The 26,697-nt window shown below is 67.3% G+C and carries 27 protein-coding genes; 10 read left to right on the forward strand and 17 right to left on the reverse strand.

The window, feature by feature from the left end; translation table 11 throughout:
* Positions 1 to 103: 103 nt before the first annotated feature.
* The 4 genes from ACNSN7_RS04270 to ACNSN7_RS04285 form a co-directional block, all read right to left on the reverse strand.
* On the reverse strand, positions 104 to 559 hold the full coding sequence (locus tag ACNSN7_RS04270) for a 30S ribosomal protein S19e (RefSeq protein WP_418280912.1): 456 nt from the start codon (positions 557 to 559) through the stop codon (positions 104 to 106).
* A 101-nt stretch (positions 560 to 660) separates the two neighbouring features.
* Positions 661 to 2,004 carry a hydroxymethylglutaryl-CoA synthase gene (gene hmgB / locus ACNSN7_RS04275; RefSeq protein WP_418280913.1) on the reverse strand — a complete coding sequence of 448 codons (1,344 nt, stop codon included), beginning with the start codon at positions 2,002 to 2,004 and terminating at the stop codon, positions 661 to 663.
* A 106-nt stretch (positions 2,005 to 2,110) separates the two neighbouring features.
* Positions 2,111 to 4,318 (reverse strand): hypothetical protein, encoded by a 2,208-nt coding sequence (locus ACNSN7_RS04280; protein ID WP_418280915.1) that lies wholly within the window; start codon positions 4,316 to 4,318, stop codon positions 2,111 to 2,113.
* Positions 4,319 to 4,496: 178 nt separating this feature from the next.
* Positions 4,497 to 4,697 (reverse strand): hypothetical protein, encoded by a 201-nt coding sequence (locus tag ACNSN7_RS04285; protein WP_418280917.1) that lies wholly within the window; start codon positions 4,695 to 4,697, stop codon positions 4,497 to 4,499.
* 153 nt (positions 4,698 to 4,850) lie between these two features.
* On the opposite strand from ACNSN7_RS04285, the gene ACNSN7_RS04290 reads away from it, so the two are divergent.
* On the forward strand, positions 4,851 to 5,576 hold the full coding sequence (locus ACNSN7_RS04290) for a guanosine phosphorylase (protein WP_418280918.1): 726 nt from the start codon (positions 4,851 to 4,853) through the stop codon (positions 5,574 to 5,576).
* 51 nt (positions 5,577 to 5,627) lie between these two features.
* Here ACNSN7_RS04290 and ACNSN7_RS04295 read toward each other — a convergent pair whose 3' ends face one another.
* Positions 5,628 to 6,455 (reverse strand): BtpA/SgcQ family protein, encoded by an 828-nt coding sequence (locus ACNSN7_RS04295; protein ID WP_418280919.1) that lies wholly within the window; start codon positions 6,453 to 6,455, stop codon positions 5,628 to 5,630.
* 79 nt (positions 6,456 to 6,534) lie between these two features.
* Between ACNSN7_RS04295 and ACNSN7_RS04300 the strand changes: the two genes are divergently transcribed.
* Complete coding sequence (locus ACNSN7_RS04300; RefSeq protein WP_418280921.1) at positions 6,535 to 6,999, forward strand: DUF7124 domain-containing protein; 465 nt, start codon at positions 6,535 to 6,537, stop codon at positions 6,997 to 6,999.
* 234 nt (positions 7,000 to 7,233) lie between these two features.
* Here the strand turns inward: ACNSN7_RS04300 and ACNSN7_RS04305 are convergent, their stop codons facing one another.
* The gene (locus ACNSN7_RS04305; protein ID WP_418280923.1) at positions 7,234 to 7,614 is read right to left on the reverse strand and encodes a DUF1428 domain-containing protein; all 381 of its coding nucleotides are present in this window, start codon (positions 7,612 to 7,614) and stop codon (positions 7,234 to 7,236) included.
* A gap of 141 nt (positions 7,615 to 7,755) precedes the next feature.
* Between ACNSN7_RS04305 and ACNSN7_RS04310 the strand changes: the two genes are divergently transcribed.
* Together ACNSN7_RS04310 and ACNSN7_RS04315 are read left to right on the forward strand one after the other, a co-directional pair.
* The gene (locus ACNSN7_RS04310) at positions 7,756 to 8,112 is read left to right on the forward strand and encodes a 4a-hydroxytetrahydrobiopterin dehydratase (RefSeq protein ID WP_418280925.1); all 357 of its coding nucleotides are present in this window, start codon (positions 7,756 to 7,758) and stop codon (positions 8,110 to 8,112) included.
* A gap of 107 nt (positions 8,113 to 8,219) precedes the next feature.
* Positions 8,220 to 8,702, forward strand: a complete 483-nt coding sequence (locus ACNSN7_RS04315; RefSeq protein ID WP_418280927.1) for a hypothetical protein — start codon at positions 8,220 to 8,222, stop codon at positions 8,700 to 8,702.
* A gap of 51 nt (positions 8,703 to 8,753) precedes the next feature.
* Here the strand turns inward: ACNSN7_RS04315 and ACNSN7_RS04320 are convergent, their stop codons facing one another.
* The 5 genes from ACNSN7_RS04320 to ACNSN7_RS04340 form a co-directional block, all read right to left on the reverse strand.
* Positions 8,754 to 10,070 carry a dihydroorotase gene (locus ACNSN7_RS04320; protein WP_418280928.1) on the reverse strand — a complete coding sequence of 439 codons (1,317 nt, stop codon included), beginning with the start codon at positions 10,068 to 10,070 and terminating at the stop codon, positions 8,754 to 8,756.
* A 120-nt stretch (positions 10,071 to 10,190) separates the two neighbouring features.
* A complete protein-coding gene (locus ACNSN7_RS04325; RefSeq protein WP_418280930.1) occupies positions 10,191 to 11,084 on the reverse strand; it encodes a phosphate ABC transporter ATP-binding protein in 894 nt (297 codons plus the stop codon).
* Positions 11,081 to 11,941 (reverse strand): PstA family ABC transporter permease, encoded by an 861-nt coding sequence (locus ACNSN7_RS04330; RefSeq protein WP_418280932.1) that lies wholly within the window; start codon positions 11,939 to 11,941, stop codon positions 11,081 to 11,083. The genes ACNSN7_RS04325 and ACNSN7_RS04330 overlap by 4 nt, the downstream gene beginning before the upstream one ends.
* Positions 11,941 to 12,903, reverse strand: coding sequence for a phosphate ABC transporter permease subunit PstC (pstC, locus tag ACNSN7_RS04335; RefSeq protein ID WP_418280934.1), 963 nt, complete (start codon positions 12,901 to 12,903; stop codon positions 11,941 to 11,943). The genes ACNSN7_RS04330 and pstC overlap by 1 nt, the downstream gene beginning before the upstream one ends.
* A 4-nt stretch (positions 12,904 to 12,907) precedes the next feature.
* Positions 12,908 to 13,882, reverse strand: a complete 975-nt coding sequence (locus ACNSN7_RS04340; RefSeq protein WP_418280935.1) for a PstS family phosphate ABC transporter substrate-binding protein — start codon at positions 13,880 to 13,882, stop codon at positions 12,908 to 12,910.
* Between the two features lie 471 nt (positions 13,883 to 14,353).
* Here ACNSN7_RS04340 and serS point away from each other — a divergent pair, with 471 nt between their 5' ends.
* Positions 14,354 to 15,724 carry a serine--tRNA ligase gene (serS, locus tag ACNSN7_RS04345; RefSeq protein WP_418280936.1) on the forward strand — a complete coding sequence of 457 codons (1,371 nt, stop codon included), beginning with the start codon at positions 14,354 to 14,356 and terminating at the stop codon, positions 15,722 to 15,724.
* A 344-nt stretch (positions 15,725 to 16,068) separates the two neighbouring features.
* Positions 16,069 to 17,160 carry a deoxyhypusine synthase gene (locus tag ACNSN7_RS04350; RefSeq protein WP_418280937.1) on the forward strand — a complete coding sequence of 364 codons (1,092 nt, stop codon included), beginning with the start codon at positions 16,069 to 16,071 and terminating at the stop codon, positions 17,158 to 17,160.
* Positions 17,161 to 17,202: 42 nt separating this feature from the next.
* Here the strand turns inward: ACNSN7_RS04350 and ACNSN7_RS04355 are convergent, their stop codons facing one another.
* Positions 17,203 to 17,622, reverse strand: coding sequence for an archease (locus ACNSN7_RS04355; RefSeq protein ID WP_418280938.1), 420 nt, complete (start codon positions 17,620 to 17,622; stop codon positions 17,203 to 17,205).
* 149 nt (positions 17,623 to 17,771) lie between these two features.
* Between ACNSN7_RS04355 and ACNSN7_RS04360 the strand changes: the two genes are divergently transcribed.
* Both ACNSN7_RS04360 and hmgA read left to right on the forward strand, forming a co-directional pair.
* On the forward strand, positions 17,772 to 18,245 hold the full coding sequence (locus ACNSN7_RS04360; protein ID WP_418280940.1) for a GNAT family N-acetyltransferase: 474 nt from the start codon (positions 17,772 to 17,774) through the stop codon (positions 18,243 to 18,245).
* A 61-nt stretch (positions 18,246 to 18,306) separates the two neighbouring features.
* Complete coding sequence (gene hmgA / locus ACNSN7_RS04365) at positions 18,307 to 19,533, forward strand: hydroxymethylglutaryl-CoA reductase (NADPH) (RefSeq protein ID WP_418280941.1); 1,227 nt, start codon at positions 18,307 to 18,309, stop codon at positions 19,531 to 19,533.
* A 37-nt stretch (positions 19,534 to 19,570) separates the two neighbouring features.
* Here the strand turns inward: hmgA and ACNSN7_RS04370 are convergent, their stop codons facing one another.
* The 4 genes from ACNSN7_RS04370 to ACNSN7_RS04385 form a co-directional block, all read right to left on the reverse strand.
* On the reverse strand, positions 19,571 to 19,921 hold the full coding sequence (locus tag ACNSN7_RS04370) for a hypothetical protein (RefSeq protein ID WP_418280942.1): 351 nt from the start codon (positions 19,919 to 19,921) through the stop codon (positions 19,571 to 19,573).
* Positions 19,922 to 20,078: 157 nt separating this feature from the next.
* Positions 20,079 to 20,363, reverse strand: coding sequence for a DUF2250 domain-containing protein (locus ACNSN7_RS04375; RefSeq protein WP_418280944.1), 285 nt, complete (start codon positions 20,361 to 20,363; stop codon positions 20,079 to 20,081).
* A gap of 105 nt (positions 20,364 to 20,468) precedes the next feature.
* Positions 20,469 to 21,908 carry a 7,8-didemethyl-8-hydroxy-5-deazariboflavin synthase subunit CofH gene (gene cofH, locus ACNSN7_RS04380; protein ID WP_418280946.1) on the reverse strand — a complete coding sequence of 480 codons (1,440 nt, stop codon included), beginning with the start codon at positions 21,906 to 21,908 and terminating at the stop codon, positions 20,469 to 20,471.
* A gap of 107 nt (positions 21,909 to 22,015) precedes the next feature.
* Positions 22,016 to 22,399 carry a hypothetical protein gene (locus tag ACNSN7_RS04385; RefSeq protein WP_418280948.1) on the reverse strand — a complete coding sequence of 128 codons (384 nt, stop codon included), beginning with the start codon at positions 22,397 to 22,399 and terminating at the stop codon, positions 22,016 to 22,018.
* A gap of 386 nt (positions 22,400 to 22,785) precedes the next feature.
* Here ACNSN7_RS04385 and yciH point away from each other — a divergent pair, with 386 nt between their 5' ends.
* Positions 22,786 to 23,079, forward strand: coding sequence for a stress response translation initiation inhibitor YciH (gene yciH / locus ACNSN7_RS04390; protein ID WP_418280950.1), 294 nt, complete (start codon positions 22,786 to 22,788; stop codon positions 23,077 to 23,079).
* A 53-nt stretch (positions 23,080 to 23,132) separates the two neighbouring features.
* Here yciH and ACNSN7_RS04395 read toward each other — a convergent pair whose 3' ends face one another.
* The gene (locus ACNSN7_RS04395; protein WP_418280951.1) at positions 23,133 to 25,955 is read right to left on the reverse strand and encodes an ATP-dependent helicase; all 2,823 of its coding nucleotides are present in this window, start codon (positions 25,953 to 25,955) and stop codon (positions 23,133 to 23,135) included.
* A gap of 83 nt (positions 25,956 to 26,038) precedes the next feature.
* Here ACNSN7_RS04395 and cmk point away from each other — a divergent pair, with 83 nt between their 5' ends.
* Entirely contained in the window at positions 26,039 to 26,653 is a 615-nt protein-coding gene (gene cmk, locus ACNSN7_RS04400; protein WP_418280952.1) for a (d)CMP kinase, read from the forward strand.
* Positions 26,654 to 26,697 lie beyond the last annotated feature (44 nt).

Raw genomic sequence — 26,697 nt, forward strand, 5'->3', positions numbered from 1 at the left:
ACAGCGCTGCGGCTCCGCGTCACGAGCTCCGCCGCAAGAACCGGTCGCAGGAACCCGTCGGTTACCCACGGAGGAATCCTCGCGCTTCAGCGCGGGGAGGAGTTCAAGCGTAGCGTTCGAGCTCCGGCCGGTCCAGGTCCTCCAGCACGTCGGCGGCGACCTCGGAGAGGAACGCCTCGCCCTCCTCGGAGATCCGGCGACCCTCGCCGGCGGCGGTGGTGACGAGTCCGTCCTCCTCGAGCGCCTGCAGCGACGCGCGAATGAGCTTTCGGGAGCCGCCGGCGTGCTCGCCGGGGCGGACGATGTAGCGGTTCGAGCCGCGCTTCTTTGAGCCGTACTCCGTGGCGAGCCGCTCGACGCCGACGGGCTCGTTCTGTGCGACCTTCCGGAGCAGGCTCGCGGAGCGGACGTACCAGAAGTCCTCCTGTTCGGGGGGCATCTCGTTTCCGGCACCGCTCTTGGCGAACGCGACCCAGTCGGGCTCGTCGATCCGGTCCTCGAGCCGTGCGGCGACCTCCTCGATGAGGGCGTCGGCCGGCACGTCGTAGATGGTTACCATTGGGGAAGAATTCAGCCTAACGTCGTTTAAACCCATCGTATTGGAGAAGCCGCGTGTGACCGGTTTTCACGCGCTCGTGCCGCGGCTTTCGGTGCGGGATCTCACGCGACGTAGTCGTACTTCCGCTCGTTCATCCGGCCCCAACCGGTGAAGACGAACTCCGCCTCGGGCGGGGTGAACTCCTCGATCTCGCGGTCGACGTCCATGTCGTACTCGTGAACGTCGTGGACGTCCTCGTACTCGTCCCACGTGAGGTCGTAGCGCGCCGCCAGCTGCTCGTCGATGTCGAGCGCCTCGATCTCCTCGCGCCAGCCCTGCCGGACCGTCTCCGCGTGTATCTCCGCCTGTGCGCCGGAGCCGTACGACCCGACGAGCAGCGACTCGCCGACGAGGTCGCGGTCGCGGTCGACAGCGTCCCGGAGCGCGCTCGCGCGAGCGATGTGGACCGAGCCCGTGTACCAGTTGCCGACCTCCCGCGAGAGCCCGAGCGTCGGCTCGACGACGTCGTCGTACCACGCCTGATACTCCTCGGTCGTCTTCAGCTCGTCCATGTGCTCGCGGATCGCCTCCTCGAACGCCTCGCGGTCCGCGAACTCGTCCTCGCGGGGCTGACGGCCGATCCGCTCCGCGAGCGCGTCCTCGTGTTCGGTGTCGCGGATGACGTGTCGGTACGCGAGAAGCGCCGCCTTGCGGACCATCCCCGGGAACGGCGTGTGGAAGGGGGCGTACGCGAAGTCCTCGAGGTGGACCTTGCCCGCGACCGACTGGTAGTCCTCCAGCGCCTCGCGCATCCGCGAGAGGTACACCTGCATCGAACGCTTGCCGTCGACGCTCGGGAACTGCTGGTTCGGCTTCAGGAAGTCCGTTTCGTCCATCGAGCCGTACCCCTGATGGGTCGACAGCTCGACGATGGAGGGGTCCTCGTCGATCAGCATCGCCACCGCGCCCGCGCCCTGGGTAGCCTCGCCGGGGTCGCCGCGCGCGTACAGCGCCGTGTCCGTCGCGATCACGAGCGCCGCTCGGTCGCGGTTGCGCCCCGCCCGGATCCAGTTGTACGCGTCGTCGATCGCCTGGGTGCCAGCGACGCAGGCGAACTTGCGCTCGCCCTTGTTAGCGTGGCGGAAGTCACCGTCGTACACCTGCTCGAGACAGCCCGCGATGTACGTCGAGACGGGTTTGGAGTGGTCGAACGCGGACTCGGTCGCGACGTCGATCCGACCGATGTCGGCGGGTTCGAGCCCCCTGCGGTCCATCAGACGCTTCGCCGCGTTCGCGCCCATCGTGACGATGTCCTCGTACACGTCCGGGAACGAGGAGTTGACGAGGCCGAGTCCCTTCGTGTACTTCTCCGGGTCGTCGCCCTTCTGCGGCGCGAACGTGTTCGGTAAGTCGAGTTTCAAGTTCCCCGATCGGATCTCGATGGCGTCGATCCCCACTGCGGTCATGGGTGGAGGTTCAGACAGCGGGCATATGGGCCTGTCGATAGAGAGTTACGTCGATCGTCGATGAGTTGTTCGGCACCGAGGCGGACTGGACCCTCCGGTCGTCCGATCAGGGATCGGTTCCGTCCGCGACGTCGACGACGATCCGATCGTCGACGACCGCACCGTCGGCGTCGACGACGAGGATGGCGAGCTTGTACTCCGTGTTCGCTCCGTTACCGGGTTCCACGTCGGCGTTGTTCACGCTCCGCTGCGTGAGCGTCGTCGATCCGGACGCACCGTTTCCGTTCCGGTTGACGACGTGGAGTTGGGTCTCGGAGAACGACCCCGTCCCGGACACGTCGTAGTCGAACCGGTACCTCACGTTGTCCTGGGCCGTCTGTGTACGGTCGATGATGTCGGACGCGTCGAGCGTCGCGCTGGTACCCAGCGAGAGGTCGTCGTTCTCGGTCGGGTTCTGCGTGTCGGCGTCCGTGAGTATCGTCCGTTCGGCGACCACCTCGCCGCCCTCGGTCGCCGTCACCGTCACCGCGAACTCCGAACCGGCATCGTATCCCGGCTCGAGCGTGACGCCGTTTCGCCCGTCAGTAGCGGTCGTTTGATCGCTCGCCCCGAACTCGTTTTGGGAGTCCTCGGCGGAGATCTGTATCTCGTCGAAGTCGACGCCGACGTCGTAGGAGACGTAGAACTCCGGGTCGTCGGACGCGAGGCGAGTCAAGTCGTCAACTCGCATCTCTATGTCGCCCGCATCCCCACCGTCTCCGCCGTTCTCACCGCCTCCGTCCCCCTCTTCGATATCGCCTTCGATGCCGGCGAGGTAGAGGGACTGCTGGTTCAGGTCGTCACGGAAGCTCACGCCGAGGAGATCACCGCCCACGTTATCCTGGAACTGGAACGTCATCGTTTTGGTTGCACCCGCCAGGATCTCGAACGGCTCGTCCAGGTCCTGAAAGCCGCCACGGAGACTCAGCTCCTGGTTGCGATCTCCGGGACCCGTTATGGTGAACGTCTCCCGCGTGGCCCCCTGTGGGCGGTAGTAGAGGGTAAACTCGGCCTCCCGGAACTCCCGTGGCTCGTCCCCGGCGTTTTTGAACTGTAACTCGACGACGTCGTTGCCGGGTTGCCCGATGTCGTTCAGGACGATGTCCGTCTCCCCGCTCGGGTTGATGTTGTCGCCGCCGGCACCGCTCCCGACGGTGCCCGCACGGAAGAGGACCCCCTCCCACGGCGCTTCGCCGTCGTTGATCGTCATCTCGACTCTCGGGCTTCGCTCCGGCGTGAACTCGGCACGCCCGTCGTCGTCGGTACGGCGCGTGGTCTCGAGGTCGTCGTCGACGAAGACGGAGACGTTGGCTCCCTGGAGGGGATTGTTGAAGCGATCGCGGACCTCCACGACCGCGGCGTCGTCGTTCGAGGGGACGGCGACGACGTAGCCGTCGGACTCGTTCGGAACGGTCGCCCCGGTCCCGACGCCGACCTTCCCCAGGTCCAGGCGGTATCCCTCCCCGCCGTCGAGCTCGATCCGGATCACGCCGTCGGCGACCGTGACGCTCTCCGCGTTCGCGCCGAGTCGACGTTCCCACTCGCTCTCGAGATCGTCGGCCCTCTCCATCGACACGTCGGTCGGAAGTTCGAGGACGATCGGATCGTCCCCGGTCGAGTTGAGCGCCACGGACCGTCGGCTCTGTGAGATCGGAACCGGGTCGACGGTCCGGCGCTCGATCGCGGACTCCGACAGGTCACCATCGAGCGCCGTCAGCCGGATCCGGTTCCGATCGCTGCTCACCGTGGTCTGACCGGTGCGTCCGAGCACGGCCCCGTCGAACTCGCCGACGACGAGCGAGTGTTCGTACACGAGGTCGGGGCCGTCCCGAAGCTCGTTGTACTCCGGAGAGTACCGAAGCGATCGCGTGTCGAAGGTGATCGTGTCGTTTTCCCCCGTCCTATCGTCCCAGTAGAAGGCGGCGTTGTCCTCGGCGTCGACGGTGACGTTCGAGACCCGCAGCTCGCGGGACTCGGTCGTCGAGACCGATCCGGTCACGGAGGGTGGGTTCACGAAGAACGTCCGTTGCGGATATCGTGTGCCGAGCGTTACGGACGTGGAACGGCCGTCCCCCGTCTGCACCGCACTCAGGAGGGCGTTCCGGAGATCGACGAAATCGCCTTCCACCTGCTGGCTGTGCTCGAACTCGACGTTCGCGTTCTCCGTCGGGACCACCTGCGCCTGATACACCGCCATCGCGACGATCAGGAAGCCGAACAGGATCACCGTCCCGATCACGACCGACTGCCCCCGACGGTCGTGGCTGAATCGCATTGCTCGTTCTCCGACGCGGACGCTTATAAAATCCGGCACCACCGCTCACGGGTGATACGCGACGTCGTCGGACGCGCGTCGCCGGACACCCGGTGTCGACGTCCGGTGTCGTCGGACGCCCGTCGTCGGACACGTGTTCGTCGAACACACGCCGGCGGCTGTCGCGATCGGCGACAGGTCAGTCCTGCGCGGCCCGCCGGCCGCTCCTCACGGCGGCGAACGCTGCGACCAGCGCGGAGAACCCGCCTATCAGGACCGCCTGCGTCGTGTTGAACCCTAGCAGGTACGTCGCGACCGGAACGATCACGAGAAAGGAGACGATCGCTGCCGCCAGTACCGCGCCGAGTCCCGGCTCGGAGACGTCGTTGTCGTCGCTCATGCGCGTACCCCGCTCGCCCGCCACCTAAAAGGGCCGATCGTCGATATGCAACGGGCCGATCGTCGATATGTAACGGGCCGATCGTCGATGTGAACAGTCGGACCGTGGTGCCGGACCGGTCGGTTTTTGCGGTCGGCGGCTGCAGTCGTGTACATGGCGAAACAGCCGCACCTGCTGATCGAGGAGGGCGACGTCCACGAGACCGCGATAATCCCCGGCGATCCGGGACGCGTCGACCGGATCGCCGACCTCTGTGACGACAGCGAGGTCGTCGCCGAGAACCGCGAGTACAAGGTCGTCAACGCGAGCTACGAGGGCGACGAGCTGACCATCTGTTCGACCGGCATCGGCTGCCCGTCGGCGGCCATCGCCGTCGAGGAACTGTCTCGCGTCGGCGTCGAGACGTTCGTCCGCTGTGGCACCTGCGGCGCGCTCCAGGCGGGCATGGAGATCGGCGACATGGTCGTCGCGACGGGCGCGGCCAAAGAGGAGGGGACGAGCAAGCGCTACGAGTCCGCCGTCTACCCCGCCGTCCCGGACTACGACGTGCTCTCCGGGCTCGTCGACGCCGCCGAGGACAACGACGAGGACGTCCACGTCGGACCGATCGTCTCCGACGACGCGTTCTACAACGAGAGCGACGAGTTCGTCGACGACTGGGAGGCCGCGAACCTGCTCGCGATCGAGATGGAGGCCGCCACGGTGTTCGCGCTTGCCCGCCGAAAGGGACTGCGCGCCGGCGCGATCTGCACCGTCGACGGCAACCTCGTCGAGGGCACGCAAAAGGGCGCGGACTCCGACGGTGAACTGCCGGAGAAGGCGAAGAACAACGTCGAGCGCGCGATCCGGATCACGCTGAACGCGGTCGTTTCCTTATAAGTTCCGCGAGCGTCGACGCATCGACGCTGGACTCCGACTCGCCGACCGTCGCTACCGCGCGTCGTCGGCTCTGGCCACCAGTTCGGTCACGCGGTCGCCGTCGACGGGAGCGGTCGTCTCGCCGCCCCGTTTGAGCGCGGTGCCGACGATGACGCCGTCCGCGAGTCGGAGGTGGTCCGCGACCGTCTCCGGTCGAACGCCGCTCCCGACGAGTATCGGCGTGTCGAGGCCGTGTTCCTCACGTTCGTCGACGATCGAGCGGAGCGCCGCCTCGTCGAGGGGCTCCCCCGTACCGCGTCCGGAGGCGATCACCGCGTCGGCGAGGCCGCGGTCGACGGTGTCCGCGAACGACGCCGCGGCGTGATTCTCGGCCGCGAGCGGCGCGGAGTGTTTCACGTCGGTGTCCGCGAACACGCCGACGTCGACGCCGAGGCGGTCGCGGAGTCGGAGCGTCCGGTGGGCTCGCCCCTCCACGACGCCCTGGTCGGTCACTCGGGCCCCCGTGTGGACGTTGACCCGAACGAACTCGGCCCCGACCGCGGCCGCGACGCTCACCGCGGCGTCGGCGTCGGTGCGAAGCACGTTGATCCCGACGGGGAGATCCGTCGCCTCCGTGACCGCGGTCGCCGCGCGCGTCATCGCCGCGACCGTGTGTTTCGGGACGTCGTCAGGGTAGAAGGGGACGTCTCCGAAGTTCTCGATCATCAGCCCGTCGACGCCGCCGCGGTCGAGCGCCGCTGCGTCGTCGACCGCGCGCTCGACCGCTCCCTTCATCGCCCGGTCGCCGTCGTCGTCCGCCCGCGGCGCGCCTGGGAGCGGCGGGAGGTGCACCATCCCGATCACCGGCCGTTCGGTCCCGAACGTGGTCTCGAACTCCATGTGTCCGACCGGACGGACGTGGCCTTTATAAAGCGCGGCACAGCGCTTATGTCTCCCGTCGACGTCGGTCCGACCGACCGTGATCCTCGTTCCCGATCCACACGGCCGGGACGGCGAGTTGACGCTCGTCGTCGCGCTCGACGCGGCGAGAGCGTTCGCCGATCCGGCGGGCGTCGTCGCGGACGCTCGCCGCTGGAGCCGGTACGTCGGCGTCGTCGACAACGACGTCGGGGCCGTCGAGGCGTTCGTGGACGATCACGGGATCCGGAACGACTACGCGCTCGGCGAGCGTGACAAGCGGCGGGCGCTGACGGAGATCCGTGCGGCCGCGAACACCCCCCGCTACGTGTTCGTCGGTGCCTCGCCCGAGGACCGACGACTGGCGAACCACGTCGGCTGGGAGTTCCTCACCGCGAACGAGGCCGCCGGGAAGGCCGGCTGGGAGCTCTCCGGGGACGATACGGGGAACGACGCGGGCGACGACGCCGGCGTCTCCCGACGACTCAGGCGAGCGCTCGATCAGCGGTCGCTATGGCCCTTTTAACACGGTGACGGTGACGACCTCGACGTCGGTCGGAGCGCTCGGAGACGCCGCCGAACGGATACTCCGGATTCCGAACGGTGAGTTCGATCTCGACTACCGGATCCGTCCCCCCGTCCCTCCGGTCTTTTAAGCTACCCAGTACATATATACATAACGATCGTTATAATCTGTTGCGGGAATGATAAAATATATTATAATTATCTCCGTCGAGATCCTCGCTCCTCGTCTCGGCAATCAGTTTTCGTAGCTGACGATAGAACGGAAACCGCCGTACGACATGCGCTCCGTGTCGAAGGGCATGTCCCCATCGAAGTCGTCCGGATCCATCTCGGGGTCTCCCATCACTTTCGCGTTTACCTCGTCGCGGTGATCCCGTGACTCGTACGCGATGAACGAGAACACCACCGTCTCGTCGTCTCCCGTTTCCGCGAGTTGCGGGAACGTCACTATCGGCATCCCGTCCACGTCGGGATCCATGTCGTCTCCCACCCCTTCGAAGTATTCGAGAGCACCGTGTTTGATCCAGATCTCCCCGGCCTTCTCGGCCATTTCGCGGTACGCATCGAGTGCATCGTTCGGTACCGGGATCACGAACCCATCGACGTATCGTTCCATAACCCCCATATATAGGGCGCGAGGGAGATTGAACGTTTCTCTCACTGACATCTCTCGCCGACGGATATCGATCCGAACTCTCACTCACAGCAGTCCGGGCCGGGAGGATGTTATAAGCGGCTCCGTCCCGAACGATATCACATGTCACAGTCGCTCGCGGACGAGCCGTGCGAGGCGTGTACCTCCGAGGACGAGCCCCTGACCGAGGCCGAGTACGCCGACTACCTCGACGAGCTTGACGACGACGTGTGGACCGTCGTCGACGACCACCATCTGGAGGGGACGTACGCGTTCGAGGACTTCCGGGACGCGTTGGAGTTCACCTACGAGGTCGGTGAGCTCGCCGAGGAGGAGTGGCACCATCCGGACCTCCATCTCGCGTGGGGAGAAGCCCGCGTCGAGCTGTGGACCCACAAGATCGATGGACTCCACAAGACGGATTTCGTGATGGCCGCCCGGATGGACCGCATCCACGAGGAGTACGCGTCGCCCGAGTGATCGATCACGGTGCAGTCCGTTCACGGTGACACCGCTCGCGTCCCCGCTCCAGTCGCCGGACTCGGCAACGGACGCTTTTAAAAGCCTGCCGACAGAAAGAGTGATCAATGAGCGAGAACGTGTTCCTCGTCCCGATCGATCCCGAGAACTTCGAGAAGACCGTCCGATCTCCGGTCGATCTCACGGACTACTCGGAGCGCCCGGAGCCGCTTGCAGACGCCGACGAGGCGCGCCTCTGGGCCGTCGACGACGACAGCGGCAGCGGGTCGACGTTCGAGCGGATGAGCGAGGGTGACCTCCTCCTGTTTTACCACGACGACGAGTACGTCGCCACGGGCCGGATCGGGACGACGTTCGAGGACGACGACCGCTGGGTCAGCGGTACGTTCTGGACCGCGTTCCCTGCCACGCGGGTGTACACGGTCGAGTCGTTCCGCGCGGTGTCGGTGCCCAAGCGCGGCGTCAACCGGATCTTCGACTATTCCGACGCGTACACGCCCGGCTTCATGCGGGTCGCCGATAGCCGGGTCACGACCCAGCTCGCGTCGATCGAGTCCGCGCTCGCACGCTACACCCAACGAAACGACTGAGCGCGACGGACGCCGAGGACTGGAACGCGTGAGCGGCCGACCGAGTCCGTTTCAGCTCGATCGAACGTTCTTCCCAGCCGGCTCGCCGAACGACTCCGCGCCGGTGACCGGATCGCGCTCGTAGGTGACCTCGCCGCGCACGACGGTGAGTTCGGGGAACACGCCCTGCCACCCCTCGAACGGAGTCCAGCCGCACCGACTGTGTAACGCCCCCGCCTCGATCTCTCGCGGATTCGTGAGATCGACGAGCACCAGGTCCGCGTCGGCACCCTCCTCGATCCGTCCCTTCCGATCGAGCCCGAAGACCGACGCCGGGTTGGTCGCGACGACGTCACGGACGCGCTCGATCGAGAGCTCTCCGGTCCGAACGGATTCGAGCAGCAACGGGTACATCGTCTCGACCCCCGGAACGCCGCTCGGAGCGTCCGTGAGCGGCTGCCGCTTCTCCGCGACGGTGTGGGGCGCGTGGTCGGTCGCGACGATGTCGACGTCGCCGTCGCGGAGCCGCTCGAAGACGCCGGACCGTCGCTCCTCGGATCGGAGCGGCGGGTTCATCCGCCCGAACGTGCCGAGTCGTTGTGTGTTCTCCCGCGAGAGGAACAGGTGGTGTGGCGTGACCTCGCAGGTGGCGTCGCTGTCGGCGACCGCATCGATGCCCTCGGGCGTCGATGTGTGTGCGATGTGGACGCGCGCGGCGCTCTCGGCCCCGGCCGCGATCGCGCGCTCGACGGCCGCCGCCTCCGCCTCGGCGGTCCGATACGCCGACCACGCGTCGGCGGTCGCCGCCGTCCCGATCCCGCCCAGATCACCGGCGAGCGCGGCGTCGTCGAACAGGGTGGCGTCCTCCGCGTGCACCGTGACGGGGACGTCGCGCTCGGCGGCCTCGGCGAGCGCGGTCTCGAACAGATCGACGTCGATCCCCATGTCGCCGGTCGAGTCCGCGAGGAACACCTCGCCGAGCGCGAACAGCGGACGGCCGAACAGCGTCTCGGGGTCCCAGTCGGCGGTGACGCCCCCGTTGATCCCGTAGTCGACGTACGAGGCCGCGGCGGCCATCGACTCCTTGGCGTCGAACGCCGCGCCGTCGACCGTCGGGGGCGAGGTGTTCGGCTGGTCGACGACCGTCGTCACGCCGCCCGCGGCCGCGCTCCGAGATCCGGTCCCCCACGTCTCCTTGTGGCTGCCGCCCGGCTCTCGGAAGTGGACGTGAACGTCGATCGCACCCGGCAGGAGGTGTCGTCCGCGAGCGTCGACCGCTCGCTCGCCGGCGACCGGATCGAGTCCCTCGTCGACCGCGGCGATCGTCCCCTCGCGCACCCGTACGTCACGAACGCGTCCGTCCGCCAGCTCCGCGCCGGTGATGAGCATACGTTCGGGGTCGTGGGGGCTCACATAAATCGTGGGGGTTCAGCGCTATCGGGACGATCCCGGTCCGGAGCTATCGAGCCGGTGCTGGCCCGTTTCCGGCACGACCGGCTCCGTCGTGGATCAGGAGGTGTTCGGCGCTACCGCGTCGCTGCCGGCTTCGTTGATGTCGCTGCCGGCTTCGTCGGCACTCCCGCTCGTGTCGCCACTGTCCGGTGATCCCGCGTCCGACGACCCGAGCGTATCGGGCGTTCCGGGACCGCTGACGAACCGCTTCGTGCGCTCGTGTCGAGGGTTCTCGAAGAACGATTGTACGTCGTTCGCCTCCACGATCTCCCCCAGGTAGAGGAAGACGACCTCGTCAGCGAGCCGCCGGGCCTGATCCATGCTGTGTGTCACCATGACGATGGTGTACTCCTCGGCGAGCACCGCGAGCGTCTCCTCGACGTTCTCGGCGGAGACGGGGTCGAGCGCCGAGGTCACCTCGTCACAGAGTAAGACGTCCGGCTCGACCGCGAGCGACCGAGCGAGACAGAGCCGTTGGATCTGCCCGGTCGAGAGCTCCGCCGCTGGCGCGTCCAGTCGGTCGGCCACCTCGTCCCAGAGGTCCACTTGTCGGAGGTACCGCTCGACGCGGGCGTCCAGATCGGCTTTCGAGTCGTGGAGCCGGTGGATGCGGAGCCCGTACGCGACGTTCTCGCGGATCGACAGCGGGAGCGGCGTCGGTTCCTGCGGGACGTAGCCGATCCGACGCCGGATCTCGGGTGCGGGCTCGCCGGTGTCGTAGACGGGGTCGCCGCGGAGATACACCTCGCCGGAGACCTCCACGTTCGGCTGGACGTCATGCAGTCGATCGAGCGCCTTGAGGAACGTCGATTTGCCACATCCTGACGGCCCGATGATGGCGGTCAGACGGTTCTCCGGGACGGACAGGTCGATACCCTTCACGGCGTCGACGCGGCGGTCTCCGGTGTACGTTACGGCCAGGTTCTCGGTTTCGAGTACGGTGTCGCTCATGAGTGTCTCCCGCCCGGGGCGAACCGGGCGTAGCATCCGGCGAGCAGTTTCGATGCGAGTATCAGTCCCAACACGACCACGATGAGGACGAACGACGCGGCGTACGCGTGCGATCGGACCTCGGCGTTGAACGACGTCGCCTGATCGAAGATCAACACGGGGAGCGTCGTCGCCGGCTCGAACAGTCCGCCGGGCATCCGCGTGCTCCGCCCGGCGGTGAAAAGCACCGTGGCGGCGTCGCCGACCCCGCGAGCGAACCCCATGATCAGCCCGGCGACGATGCCGGGCAGCGCTGCCCGAGCGGTCATGACCGCGCTCTCGAAGCGCGTCGCCCCGAGACCGTACGTCGATTCTCGAACCGCGTCGGGTGCGGAGCGCAACGCCTCGTCGGTGTACCGGGTCATGATCGGATACTGGAATAGCGCGATGGCGACGATTCCGAACAGGAGGCTCGTTCGCGTCCCGACCGCGATGACGATCGTCAACACGAACACGCCGTAGACGATCGGCGGCGTGCCCCACAACACGTTCAGGAACGTGTTCACGGCGTCCGAGAAGCGCTCGCTGGAGTAGTCGCTCTGGAGGTACGTCGCCGTCGAGACGGCGAGGACCATCGAGACGACCGTCGCGGGCCCGACGATCAACAGGCTCCCGAGCATCGCGTGGAGGAACCCACCGTTCGCTTCCAGCATGTATCGGGACCCGGGCGGGGTAACGGCGATCGTGGGGTCCGTAAGGAGGACGCGCCCCCCGCGTGCGAGCGTCACCGCGATCACGATCGCCATCACGGCGAGGACGACCGCGGTCGCCGCCCGAACCGCGACGCCGAAGACGCGCTGTTTCGCGTATCGATCCATCAGTACTGCCACCTCCGCTGGAGACGCCGGCGGATCAGCATCGCACCGAAGTTGAACAGCCAGACGACCACGACGAGCATCAGCCCGACGAAGATCAGCGCCGACTGGGTGAGCGGCAGCGACATCAACTCGCCGAAGTCGTTGACGATCAGCGTCGGAAGCGTCTGTCCGGTCGAGAACACCGAATCCGGCAGCTGCGTCTGGCCGCCGATCAGCATCGCGGGCACGATGGTCGCGCCGAACACACGGCCGAACCCGAGAAGGACGGCGGAGAAGATCCCCGGTCCCGCCGCCCGCAACAACACGGAGCGGATCGTCTCCCACTTCGTCGCGCCGATCCCGAGCGACGACTCACGGAGCTCGTCCGGGAGCGCCTCCAACGACTCGACGGAGAGGGAGATCATGAACGGGGTGACGACGATCGCCATCACGAGGCTAACGGTCAAAATTCCGAGTCCCGTCGCGTCGGCCCCGACCGCAGGCGCGAGATAGTTCCCGACGAACGGGACGACGACGACGAGCGCGACCAGTCCGAATATCACGCTGGGGATCGCCGCGAGCACGTCGATGAACGTCGAAACGAGCGTCTTCGTCCGGCCGGTCGCGTACTCCGCGATGTACACCGCAACGAGGACCGCGAGCGGCACGCCCATCACCATCGACAGCGCGGTCACGTAGACCGTGCCGACGATCGCGGGGAGAAAGCCGAACTCGTTCGCTGCCGGGTCCCAGTTCGACGACAGCAGTAGCTCGGAGAGGGGATACTCAGCCACTATCGGGAGCGACTGGTACGTGAGCACCGCGACGATGGTGACGAAGAGAACGATCGCGAAGTGGCCCGCACCGCCGAGCCAGTAGCTGCTCAGCCGCTCGAGGCGGAGCCGCCGACCGAGCCGGTCCCCTGCCCCGTCGGGCGAGTCGGTTCCACCGCTCCGGTTCCCCCCGATCGAGTTCTCGCTCATCCGACTACGAGCCTCCGGACAGCGCGTCGAGCGCCTCGTCGAGCCGGTCTTCCTCCAGCGGGACGTACCCGTTCTCGCGGACGTACTGTTGGCCCTCCGTGAGGACGTACTCGACGAACTCCGTCGCCGTTTCCTCGAAGTCGCCGTCGGCAGCGAGGAACATCTCGCGGGCCGGCGGGGCGGGGTAGTCGCCGTCCTCGACGGCCCCGAGGAACTCCTCGCGCGTCTCGTAGAAGTCCTCGTCCGCGGAGAGGCCGGTGCCGTCGCGGTCGAGGGGGACGGGGCGGATGTCACCCTCCAACTCCCCGCTCGAGAGATCGTACACGTAGTTGATGTTGTTCAACGAGATGGCGTTCGGCTCGCTGGCGACCGCCTCCGCGACTGGCTGGTCCCCGTTGTAGTTCGCGTCGGCGACGCTCTGGAGGTCGTTTTGTGTGTACGCCTCGTCCGCGCCGGCGAGGAAGTCACCCCACTGTTTGTACGCCGCGGAGGCGTCCGAGCGCCCGTAGACGATGATCTCCTCGTCGACGTCGGCGTCGACGAGTTCGCCCCAGTTCGTGACCTCTCTCGTGAACACCGCTTCGAGGTCCTCGCGGGACAGGCCGTCCGCCTGGAGCTCGTCGAGGACCGGGTTCTCGACGCTGACCGTGCCGACGACCGTGTCGATCAGCATCGGAACCGCGAACAGCCCCTGTTCTTCCTCCTCCGGCTCCGGCTGTCGCCCCATCATCGCGATGTCGACCTGGTCGTTGAGCACGTCGGAGACGCCGACGCCGGTCCCGCCACCGGAGACATCGAACGTGGCGTCGCTCCGTTCTTCGTACTGATCGACCCAGACTTCGACCATCGGAAGCGGGCCGACACCGCCGGAGATCCTGACGGTCTCTCCGCCGTCACCGCCGAGACAGCCCGCCACCGACGCGACCGCACCGCCACTGACGAGGCTCAGCACCGACCGACGAGAGTGTGCTCGACTCATGTATGGACGTATGAACACCCACGTACGTCGTTCGTTCGTCACCGTCAAACGTAGACGGTTACGGCGAACGCCGGCAGCACTTGTGGTTTCCTCGTGTCGCTCCGGTCGACAGCGCCGTTCACACACAGCGTTCATGCTCCCGATCAGTACTGATCGCGCCCGTCCATACGGTCGCTTTCGCCCCGTCCCGACCGCCAGTTCACCGGGTCGTGCAGCTCTCTTGTGCGTCAGCGTCGGATCGCCCCGAATCGGGAGGCGGATACCGCTTCGCAGTGATTCGATCGGTCACCGCGTCGGCGACACAGTCCCGTCGTATCGACTGGTTGTGGTTCGGTACCACGGAGAATTCGGATCTTGTTTCTGGTATCCCGGATATGTCGATGGACACGCGTCATTCGGTACCAGCGACACGTCCCACCTGATACCGACGCTCCGATACGGTTTTGAGTCGTCCGACGGAAACCCCGATAAATGCTATCCCGACAGTTCGTCCGGGAGAACCCCGAGACCGTCCGCGAGGCGCTCGCGAACAAGGGCGTCGACGTGGACCTCGACCGGATACTCGACGTCGACGAGGAGTGGCGGGAGCTCAAGCGACGCGGCGACGACCTCCGGCACGAGCGCAACGAGATCTCCTCGCGGATCGGCGAGCTGAAGGCCGCCGGCGAGGACGGAGCGGCCGAGGAGGCGATCGAGCGCTCCCAGGAGCTCAAAAGCGAGCTTCAGGGGATCGAGGACCGCGCCGAGGAGCTGGAGGCGGAACTGGAGGAGTCCCTGCTCGAACTGCCGGGGATCCCTCACGACTCCGTGCCCGTCGGCGAGGACGAGTCGGAGAACGTCGAACGCCGCCGAGAGGGGTTCGACGACCTTCGAGAGCTGCCCGACGAGGTCGTCCCGCACTACGATCTCGGCGAGGACCTGGAGGTCCTCGACTTCGAGCGCGGCGCGAAGGTGTCCGGCGGCGGCTTCTACGTCGCGAAGGGCGACGGCGCGCGCCTGGAGCACGCGCTGATCCAGTTCATGCTCGACGTGCACCGCGAGCAGGGCTACCACGACGTGTTCCCGCCGATACCGGTGAACTCGGCGTCGATGCGGGGCACCGGCCAGTTCCCGAAGTTCACGGAGGACGCCTACCGGATCGAGGGCGACAACGCCGAGCCGTACGACGACGACGACCTCTGGCTGTTGCCGACCGCGGAGGTCCCCGTCACGAACCTCCATCGCGACGAGATACTGCTCGACGAGGACCTGCCTCTCAAGTATCAGGCGTACACGCCGAACTTCCGGCAGGAGGCGGGCGAACACGGCACCGAGACACGGGGGATCGTCCGCGTTCACCAGTTCAACAAGGTGGAGATGGTGAACTTCGTGAAACCCGAGGACAGCTACGAGCGGTTCGAGGGGCTCGTCGACGAGGCCGAGGCGGTGCTCCGTCGACTGGAACTGCCGTACCGCGTCCTCGAGATGTGCACCGGCGACCTCGGGTTCACGCAGGCGAAGAAGTACGATCTGGAGGTGTGGGCACCCGCCGACGACATGGACGAGGGGCCTGAACGGGGCGGCCGATGGCTCGAGGTCTCCTCGGTGTCGAACTTCGAGGACTTTCAGGCGCGTCGCGCCGGGATCCGCTACCGCGAGGAGCATCACGAGTCGGCGGAGTTCCTCCACACGCTCAACGGCTCCGGACTCGCGGTTCCGCGGATCGTCGTCGCCATCCTTGAGTACTACCAGAACGACGACGGAACGGTCACCGTCCCCGAGGCGCTCCGTCCGTACATGGGCGGGACCGAACGCATCGAGGGCCACGATCCGGTCGGCGAGTCGAAGCTCGGCGGGGAGTAGGATCCCGTCCGCGAGTCGTCGCGGCTATCCCGTTCGTCTCACCCGTACAGCTCGTCTCACCCGTACAGCTCGTCTCACCCGTACCGCTCGTCTCACCCGTACTGCTCGTCTCACCCGTACAGCACCGCAACCGCACGCCTCCCCAGCCTCGACCGGGGGGACCGCCGGAAACCGCTCGGCGGTCCCCCCGGTCTCCCTCGCGGGCGGTTCGCGCTTATAAGCGCTCACCGGCGCGCCGACCGCACGAAGGGGTATCTCCCGGTGTCGTTCCCGCCGCATTTCGACCGATGCCCGACGACGACCGGATCGCGCTTTTCAAACGGTCGGGCGTCGCAGTGGCGTCCATGAGCGACGATGGCGATCACGAGGCTGCGGGCGGAGGCGACGACGGCGAGCACGACGGATCGGACGGCGACACTGACGGTCACCACCCCTGTCGCGAGGAGTTCGCGGAGGACCCGCTGGGTCACGCCCGAGTGACCTCGGGGATGACGGTCGGCGAACTCGTCGAGACGTACGGCGACGCGGGGATCGGCGCGGCGTCGGTCCACGAGGCCGGCGACGTGCTCGCGGAGATGCTCGGCTCGGAGGACTGCACCGTCTTCCTCTCGCTTGCGGGTGCGATGGTCCCCGCGGGGATGCGACGGGTCGTCTCGGACCTGATACGTGACGGCTACGTCGACGCCCTCGTGACGACCGGTGCGAACCTCACCCACGACACGATCGAGGCGATCGGCGGGAAACACCACCACGGACGCACTCACGACCCCGAGAAGAGCCTCCGCGATCACGACGAGAACCTCCGCGAGGAGGGCGTCGACCGCATCTACAACGTGTACCTCCCGCAGGAGCACTTCGCCGAGTTCGAGGGACACCTGCGCGAGGAGGTGTTCCCCGCGTTAGCGGACCGCGAGGGCGACGACGCGGTGTCGATCGCGGAGCTGTGCGCCGAGCTCGGACGGGCGAACGCCGCGGTGAACGACCGCGAGGACGTCCCCGAGGACCCGGGAGTCGCGGCCGCGGCCTACGAATCGGACGTGCCGATCTACTGCCCGGCGGTCCAGGACTCCGTGCTGGGGCTTCAGGCGTGGATGTACGGCCAGACCGCGTCGTTCACGCTCGACGCCCTCGCGGACATGACGGAACTGACGGATCTCGCGTTCGAGGCCGACGAGGCGGGCTGTCTGCTCGTCGGCGGCGGCGTCCCGAAGAACTTCACCCTGCAGACGATGCTCGTCACACCGCGGGCGTACGACTACGCGGTGCAGATCACGATGGATCCGGAGGCGACCGGAGGGCTCTCCGGCGCGACCCTAGAGGAGGCCCGATCGTGGGGGAAACTGGAGACGGACGCGCGCAACGCCTCGGTGTACGGCGACGCGACCGTGATGCTTCCGCTGCTCGTCGCCGCCGCGCGCGAACGGATCGGGGAGTGAACCACGTCTCGCGTCGAGCGGGTCAGTCTCGCGCCGGGCGGGTCACACGTCGAAGACGACGTAGCCGTACCAGCCGTCGTCCCGCTCCTCGAGCGCCATCTCGGAGTACGTCACCGCCTTGATCTCACGTGCGGCCACCTCGTCGAGCGGGACGCCGCGAGCGCTCGCTCGCACGGTCCACGTCTCGGTCCCGTCACCGGTCTCGGCGACGGCACACTCGTGTTCGGCGGGCAATACGTTTCGCACGTCGCGTTCGTACACCAGTTGATCGAGGTAGTCGAACAGCAGCGCCTCGCGACTCTCGGCACCCAGTTCGATGTCGAACCGATCGCCGACCGCCGGCACCGACTCACAGCTCGCGGCGGTGAACCCCTCGGCGAGCGACTCGAACAGCCCGGACAGCGTGGGGGCCGTGGCCTCGACGGCGACGTCGGCCGTGTGGTCTCGAAGCTCGTAGGTCACTGATCGGCGGTTCGGGTCGCGTCGGCTTCGGTGTTTCCATCCGCGGGCTCGCCGTCGTCCACTGCGACTGCCGGCGCGTCCGGTTACCGGGCCGCAAAGAAGGGAGACGGCGGTGGAGTTATATCCTGCTGGCGTAGTATATGGTTTCAGTGAGCGCCACAGTGGAGAAACGGACGGATCCACCCGGGAACTCCGATCACGTCACCGATGCCTGGGACCTCAAAGAGCGGATCCGTCGGTCGGAGGGCGTGCTCCGACAGCGCCGCGGCTTCTTCATCGACGCCTACCGTCGCTCCACGACGCACCTCCTCTTCGAGGAGGACGAACTCGTCGCCTTCGCGTCGGTCCGTCGGGACGGCTACATCCTCTTTCTCGCCGTCGACCCGGACTGCCGCGGCTGCGGGCACGCGGAACGGCTGATCGCCGACATCGCGGCGAACCACCGATCGGTCTCCTGTCACGCGCGAACGACGAACGAGGCCGCGCTCGGCTTCTACGAACACCTCGGCTTCGAGGTGAATCGCCGGATCGACAACTACTACGAGGACGGCGGCGACGCCTACTATCTCATGCTCGGCGAGGAGACGCTTCGGGACCGGCTCTCGGAGTTCGTCCGACGGTAGCTCCTTCCGGCGGAGCCGCGGAACCGACAGCCATTAGCACCCGCCGGGAGGAGACGACGCCATGACCGATGCCACCGCAGCCGCGGCGGAGCTCGCGGACCGCGTCCGTGCGGGCGACCTTCGCCTCCACGAACTCGAGGAGCACGCCGACGCCGACACGGCCGCCACCGCGCGTCGCCTCCTCGTCGCCGAGGAGACCGGGGCCGACGTCGACGTTCTCGGGGAGTACGCCTTCGACGCGGCCGACGCGGAGCCGAACATCGAGAACATGGTCGGTGCGGTGCAGGTGCCGCTCGGGGTCGCCGGCCCGGTCTCGATCGACGGCGGCGCGCTGTCGGGGGCGCGATACCTCCCGATGGCGACGACGGAGGGCGCGCTCGTCGCCTCGATAAACAGAGGGTGTTCCGTGCTGAACGACGCCGGCGGGGCCACCGCCCGCGTGACCAAGAGCGGGATGACCCGTGCGCCGGTGTTCCGCGTCGACGACGTCGCCGAAGCGGAGGCGCTCGTCGAGTGGGTCCGCGACAACGAGCCCGCGCTCCGGGAGGCCGCGGAGGAGACGACGAGCCACGGCGAACTGCTCGACGTGACCCCATATGTCGTCGGCAACAACGTCTTCCTCCGGTTCCGCTACGACACGAAGGACGCGATGGGGATGAACATGGCGACCATCGCGACGGGCGAGGCCTGCGACGTCATCGAGGAGTCGACCGACGCGTCACTCGTGGCGCTGTCTGGGAACCTCTGTTCGGACAAGAAGCCGGCCGCGATCAACGCGGTCGAGGGGCGCGGTCGATCGGTGGCCGCCGACGTCGAGATCCCTCGCGGGGTCGTCGAGGACCGGCTGCATACGACGCCGGAGGCGATAGCCGAGATCAACACGCGCAAGAACCTCGTCGGCTCCGCGAAGGCGGGCTCGCTCGGCTTCAACGCCCACGTCGCGAACGCGGTCGCGGCGATGTTCCTCGCGACCGGACAGGACGAGGCGCAGGTCGTCGAGGGCGCGAACGCGATCACGACCGCGGAGACGACTCCCGACGGCGATCTGTACGTCTCCGTCTCGCTCGCGAGCCTGGAGGTCGGCACCGTCGGCGGCGGGACGAAGCTCCCGACGCAGGCGGCCGGACTGGCGGTGCTCGGCGTCCGGGGCGGGGGCGAGCCCGCGGGGACGAACGCGGACGCGCTCGCCGAGTCGATCGCCGTCGGCGCGCTGGCCGGCGAGCTCTCGCTGCTCGCGGCGCTCGGCTCGCGTCACCTCTCGTCGGCGCACGCGGATCTCGGCCGCTAGCCGGAACGGGCCGCCGGTCGGCGGTGCGCCGGCGCGGTCACGCCGAGGGCGGGCGACCTCGGCCTCGATACACCGCGTCGCGAACCAGGAGGACGCCACCGACGATAGCCACGACCACGCCGACCCAGACGCCCACGCCGTGTCCGAACGCGGCGGCGACCGCCAGCCCGACCCCGGCGAGCGCGTGACCCGTCGCCTGCTCGGCGTATCCCGACGCGGCGTACACGCCGGCGACGACGACCAGCGCGAGCGCACCGACGGCGAGTACGGCCCGGAGTACGTCGACGCCGTCGGGTGAGAGCCCGGCACCCGCAGGGTAGCCGACGCCGATCGCCGCTACCGTCGCAACGCCCCCGACAACGACGCCGACTCTCCTCCGGGACAACATTGGTAACTATTAGCACGGACGCATATAAAAGAGTCAGTCAGACGCGCGTCGGATGCGTGTGCGACAGGATCCGGCACGCGACGGCGGGCGACGTCACACGTAGAGCGCGTCCGGCGGGGAGAGACGACGTGCTCCGTTGTCTGGTGACGTCGACGCGCTACGACGTCGCGTCCAGCACGTCGCGACCGGCGGCCGTGATCCGGTAGACGACCTCCCCGCTGACGTCCTCTATCAGTCCCGCTTCGACCATCGACTCGATACGCCGTTCGACGTACGCGACGTGTAGCCCCGTGTTCCCCGCGATCAGGGCGGGGTAGTCGGCGCTCGATTCGACGAGATACGACAACACCCGGCGATCGGAGCGCGTGAGATCGATTTCGGGAGATGGTCCGACCTCCTCGGATTCCGGCGGCGGGCGTTCGACCTCGTCGGACGACGACATACACATGTTAACTACTACCGTAGGTAAGAACGTTTCGTCGCTTCCGATCCCGCGAGACGGTCGGCTGTGACGGCCGGCGGTCGGGGCGTTCGCGTCCGGTCCGGCTCAGTCGTCCGCGCGGAGGGAGTCGTCTCCGCCGGGGACGCTCGTGCCGTCGCGATCGCTCGAGCCGTCCGAGTCGCTCGCTCGGTCTCCCCGCTCCGCGAGCATCGGGGTCCCGTCGGCGCGCGGGCCGAGGGCCGGTCCGTGCGGGCGGTCGTCGGGATCGATCCGGCGGCGAGTCCGGTAGTCGGTCGAGCGCTCGACGGGGGTTCGTCCGATGGCGGTGATCATCTCGACGTAGTCGTCGAACGAGCGGTACTCGCCGTGCTCGCCGCCGGCGCGTTTCGTGATCTCCTCGGAGAGGATCGTGCCCATGAAGTCGTCGGCACCGCAGTTGAGCAGTTTGAGTCCGTGGGCGTCGCCCGACTTCACCCACGACGCCTGAACGTGATCGACGTTGTCGAGGAACAGTCGCGCGACCGCGACGATCAGCTCGTCCTCGTCGCGGGACGCGCCGCCGTCGACGACGCCGTGGCGGTACAGCGGCGTGTTCCGATGGATGAACGATAAGGGAACGAACTCCGTGATCCCGCCGGTGCGGTCCTGTAGGTCGCGGATCACCCGTAGGTGCTCCGCGCGATGGGCGACCGTCTCGACGTGGCCGTACATCATCGTCGACGTGGTACCGAGCCCGGCGGCCATCGCACCCTCCATCGCGGCCACCCAATCGCCGGTGCGGATCTTCCCCGGGCAGATCACGTCTCGGACCTCGTCGACGAGTATCTCCGCGGCGGTACCGGGCGCGGAGTCGAGCCCGGCATCGGCGAGCTCGCGGTACACCGACTCGTAGCTCCAGTCGGTCCCGCGTTTCGCGTGGTACGCCTCCTCGGGCGTCATCGAGTGGAGGTGGACGCCGCCGACCGACATCGCTCTCATCTGCTCGACGTACGTCCCGGGGTCGGTCGCGTACGCCGCCGGCGGCTTGTAGTTGACCTCGCTTTCGGGATCGTCGCGGGCCGCGAGGACCTCGTGGTGCTCGTCGTTCAGCGCGAGCGCCGGGTGGAGCCCGGAGACGGAGCACACCTCGTAGACGCCCATGTCGAGCGCGTCCTCGACGATCGCGCGCGACTCCGCGGGCGTCTTCGTGAACCCCGCGTGCTCGACGTCGCTGTCGGCTTCGAACGCGTTGGCGCTGTCCTTGAAGTTACAGAACAGACAGCCCGTGTTGCAGGCGGTGGTGACGTTGTTGTTCAGGTTCGCGACGAACGTCACCTCCTCGCCGACCTCCTCGGCGCGGCGGCGGTCCGCCAGCTCCAACACCTGCTCTTTTCGAACCGGGTCGATCCCGGGCACGTCGGTCCCCGTCGCGAGCAGTTCCGTGGCGTCGTCGACGGTCAGTCGCGTCCCGTCGCGAGCCCTCGCCAGCGCGTTCTCGAACGACTGGTCGGTCGCCGGATCGGCGAACCCGAACTCGTCCGGATCGAGATCACGCGCCGTCGTCATCCTCCGTACCTCTCCGTCCCACGGTTAAAAACGGGACGGTCACGACGCCCACGGCCTCTCGATTCGCGCCTCGATATCTACGCGAACTGGTTCGCGCGTCGTTCCGCCTACGCGAACTGGTTCGCGCACCGTTCCGCCCACGCCAACGCGGTGCCGTCGTCGTTGAACGACTCCACGTCGACGCCGGCGACGTCGACCGTCCGTTTGAGGTACCGGCGCTTCGACCGCTCCGCGACGAGCGCCAACCGGGTGATCCCGTGTTCGACGCCGACGAGTGCGGCGGTTCGGAGCGCGTGGCGACCGGCGTCCGAGCAGGAACGGGAGGTTCGAACGACCACGACGACCGTGTCGCCGTCGTAGTCGGCCGCGAGCGTCCGCCAGCGTTCGAGGAGCGCCTCGGCGTCGACGGGGCTCAACACGGTGCCACGTGGGAACTCCACGACGAGCACACCCCGTTCGAGACGCAGCGACCACTGGCGTTCACGGTCCATGATATTCGGTAGTTTCTCCGGTGCAATAAACACACCTCCATAAATATCAGAATAGATATTTAGAGAGGGGCCTCTTCGGAATCGAGAGCCTCGCGTACCGGGTGCACGGTATCAGTTCTCTCACGCGATATCGTCCCCCTCCCGCGCGATATCGACCGCATCGAGTCGCCGGCTGGTGTCGGTCCATTCGGTATCGACGGCGAGATCCGGGGGTCTCGAACGACGGAGTCAGCCGGTCTCAGTGGGGCCCGTTTCGTCTCGGTGCGTCCCGACGAGATTCCCCTTTCGAGTCCCGGTCGAGTCCCGGTCGAGTCTCGGTCGAGTCTCGGTCGAGCCGAGCACTCCCGACACTATTTAATACCGCCGTCCAGTACTCTCGAGTTGTAATGTCGGAAGTCTGCTCGACGTGCGGACTGCCCCAGGAACTCTGCGTCTGCGAGGACGTCGCGAAGGAGTCCCAGCAGATCAGCATCCGCATCGACGAGCGCAGGTACGGTAAGGAGGTAACGGTCATCGAAGGATTCGACCCGAAGGACGTGGACATGGATACGCTGTCCTCGGACCTGAAATCGAAGTTCGCCTGCGGGGGTACCGTCGAGGACGGTGCCATCGAACTGCAGGGGAACCACTCGGGTCGCGTGGAGGACTTCCTCCGCGATAAGGGTTTCAACGTCGCGTGACCGTCACCTAACCGCCCGTCGTCGAGTTCTTCTCGCACCGTCGCTCGCGTGAGCTACCGCTGAGGGTCCGTGTCGGTCCCGTCTATCTCCTCGGTCACCCGATCGTGGAACTCCCGGAGGACCGCCGATTCGTCGTCCGCCAACACGACGTCGGAGTCGACGAGCGTGGCGAGACCGAACGCCAACGGCGTCGGCGAGTCGACGGCGTGATCGACGACGTCGATCCCGCCCTCGTCGGCACCGTCCTCACCGATCCGGGCCAGCACCTCCCGGATCCTGTCGACGTCGAGTTTGTCCTCCAGCAGCTCCCGGTACGTCTCCTCGATCACGGCGAACTCGTCGAGGTCGTGCGCGAACGACAGCAGCATCTCGGCGGACACCTGCTGTTCGGCGGCGGTCTTCTCGTACCCCTTGTACCGCTTCAAGATCAGCAGGGATCGACCGGCGTTGATCCGGAAGTACCGCTGGAGGAGATCGGTGTCTCGAAGCGCGTCACGCAGGTCCTCGCGGATCGCGTCCGGTTCGAGGCTCCGCAGGATCCCGGCGACGTCGACCTTGCGGTTGAGGGGGACCGAGAGGCTGAACCCGTTGTCGGCGACAGCGATCGCGACGTTGGCGGTCGTCCGCGTCGCGCACTCGGCCGCGACGAGCCGTGAGAGCCCGTCGTTGAACCGCCGCCCGTGGTTCGAGTGGACGTAGTAGCGCCGCTTGTACGCGTCGCGGTCCAGTTCCTCCTCGACGACGAGTCGGTCCGGCGTCGACACCGACTCCGAACCGGCGTATCGGACCTGTTCGTCGTACATCCGCGTTATCGCGCGCACCGCGTTTTCACCGAGCGGGAACCCCCGAAGCCACGCGCGAGCGGCAGGTGGACCGCCCTCCGCGAGCCGGTCGAGCAACTCCGCCTGAAACCGGAGCACCTCGCGACCGAGATCGGACGAGAGCGGGAGGCGCTCGGCGTACCACGACGGAACCGTCGGCCGCTCCGTCGTCCGGTCGACGTACACCTTCGAGCCGCGACGGTAGCGGAACGAGAACCGCTCGCCGCCGAGCGCGAACGAGTCTCCCGGGTCCAGCGTGTCGAGGTACGTCTCGTCGAGCGTCCCGACCCACGTGTCGTCCCGCGTGAACACGTCACACGTGAACGAGTCGGGTATCGTCCCGACGTTGGTCATGTAGATGACCCGCGCGAGCCGGCCGCGCTTGCCCACGAGCGTCTCTCCGACCGGGAACGCCTCGTGGTGGTGTTCCCCGTCGGGCGGATCGTTCGCGTCGCGCCACACCTTCGCGTACACGTTTCGATCCGTCAGACCGTCGTAGTCGGCCGTGAGGTATCGCAGCAGTCGCTCGTACGCCTCCTCGCCGAACGCCCGATACGGGTACGCACGACGCAGGACCTCTCTGACCTCGCGATCTGGTCGGATCCGGTTTATCGCCATCCCGTAGACGTGCTGAGCGGCGACGTCGTACGCCCCCTCGGGGACGAACACGCGGTCGATGAACCCCGCCTCGGCCCGCGCGAGCATCGTCGCACACTCCACGAGCTCGTCGCGGTCGAGCGCGAACACCCGTCCCTCGACGGTCTCGCCCGGACTGTGTCCCGCGCGGCCGACGCGCTGGAGCAGTGCCGCGACAGATTTCGGGGATCCGACCTGTACGACGAGGTCGAGATGCGGCATGTCGATGCCGAGCTCGAGGCTCGTCGAGGTGGTGACGACGTCGAGCTCGCCCGATTTGAGCCCCTCCTCGATCCGAGTTCGTTGGTCCTCCCCGAGACTCCCGTGGTGACAGCCGGAGTCCGACTCGTCGTAGTCGAACCGCTCTCTGAGGTCCCGGAGGACGCGCTCCGCACCCGATCGCGAGTTCGTGAACACCAGCGTGTTCTCGTGTCCCTCGATCAGCTCGTCGAGCTCCCCGTAGAAGCGATCGGTCACGACCGACTTCGGCGTGTGAATGAGGTCGGCCGCAGGGGTTCGGAGCCGGAGATCGAACTCGCGAACGAACCGCGTGTCGACCAGCTCGCAGTTCCGTGACGCGAAGCCGTCCGGATCGCCGACCTCGCCGTCGACCCGCTCGCGACCGACGAGGAACTCCGCGATTCCGTCGAGCGGCTCGACCGTGGCCGAACAGCCGATCCGCGCCGGCGAGCCGTCGGCGAGCTCCTCCAACCGCTCCAGCGAGACGGCGAGGTGCGTCCCGCGTTTGTTCGCCGCCAGCGAGTGGATCTCGTCGACGACGACGTACTCGACAGTTCGAAGCCTCTCTTTGAACTTCGGGGAGTTGAGCAGGATCGCCAACGTCTCCGGCGTCGTGTTGAGGACGTGGGGCGGTTCCGTCAACATCGCCCGTCGATCCGCCGAGCTCGTGTCGCCGTGGCGGATCGCCTGTCTGACCTCGGGATCGTGCCCCTCCGCGGACAGCTCCTCGCTGATCGCCGAGAGCGGTGTTTCGAGGTTGCGTTTGATGTCGTTCGCGAGCGACTTCAGCGGCGAGACGTACAGACAGTACACCGAGTCGTCCAGGTCGCCCTCGCGGTCGCGCGCGAACAGGTCGTCGAGGATCGCCGTGAACGCCGAGAGGGTCTTGCCGCTCCCGGTCGGCGAGGCGACGAGACAGTTCCGCCCGGCGTCGATGTGCGGGATCGCCTCCCGCTGTGGCGGCGTGAAGAAGCCCCCGTTCTCCCCGACGTACTCGCCGAACTCCCGAACCCACCAGCGGCGAACCGCCGGCGAGAGCGACTCGAGAACGTCGCCGTCCGCGATCGGGACCGTCTCGGGATCGAACTCGACGTCGCGACCGTCGGCGAACGACCGGAGCAGACCACGCGGCGTCAGGTCGTCCTCGTTGTCGGGGGGACCGCCGCCACGTTCGCTCACTGTCTCGAACGTGGGGACGTGGAGTGAAAGCGGTTGCGTCGATCCCCCCTCTTTATCCGAGCGGGCGGAGTTCGAGAAACCGTATGACGGGCTACGCGGAGCCGACGGAGCGAAGCATCGAGGCGAACCTCTTCGTGACCGTCTCCGGGCCGCCGGGCTGTGGAGCGACGACGCTGACGAAGCGGCTCGCCGCCGCGCTCGACTGCGGGTACGTCTCCGGCGGCGAGCTGTTCCGCGAGATCGCCGAGGAGCGCGATATGAGCCTCTCACAGCTGATCGCCAAGACGAGCGAGTCCGAGGATATCGACCGCGCGCTCGACCGGCGGCTCCGCCGGATCGCCGAGAAGTGGGGCGCGGCGAACAAGGCGTTCGTCCTCGAGTCCCGACTGGCCGGGTGGCTCGCGGGCAACCGTGCCGACGTCCGGATCTGGCTCGACGCACCGGAAGAGGTCCGCGCGGAGCGCACGCTCGAGCGCGAGGAGATGACCTCGGAGATGCAGGTCCGAGAGGTGATCGAGGCGAAACGCTACGAGTCGTACTACGGGATCGACCTCGACGATCGGTCCATCTACGACCTGGCGATCAACACCGCCCGATGGGACGCGGGCGCGACGCTGGACCTGGCGTTGACGGCGATCGAGAGCTACGACGTCGAGAGCGACGAAGGTGCCTTCGAGACGCCGGAGTTCGAGATCTAGCGCCGACCGCGAAGGGAAACGACTTAATGGACTACGCGCGCAGT

This window comes from Halorubrum rarum, assembly GCF_048380895.1.
Classification (GTDB): domain Archaea; phylum Halobacteriota; class Halobacteria; order Halobacteriales; family Haloferacaceae; genus Halorubrum.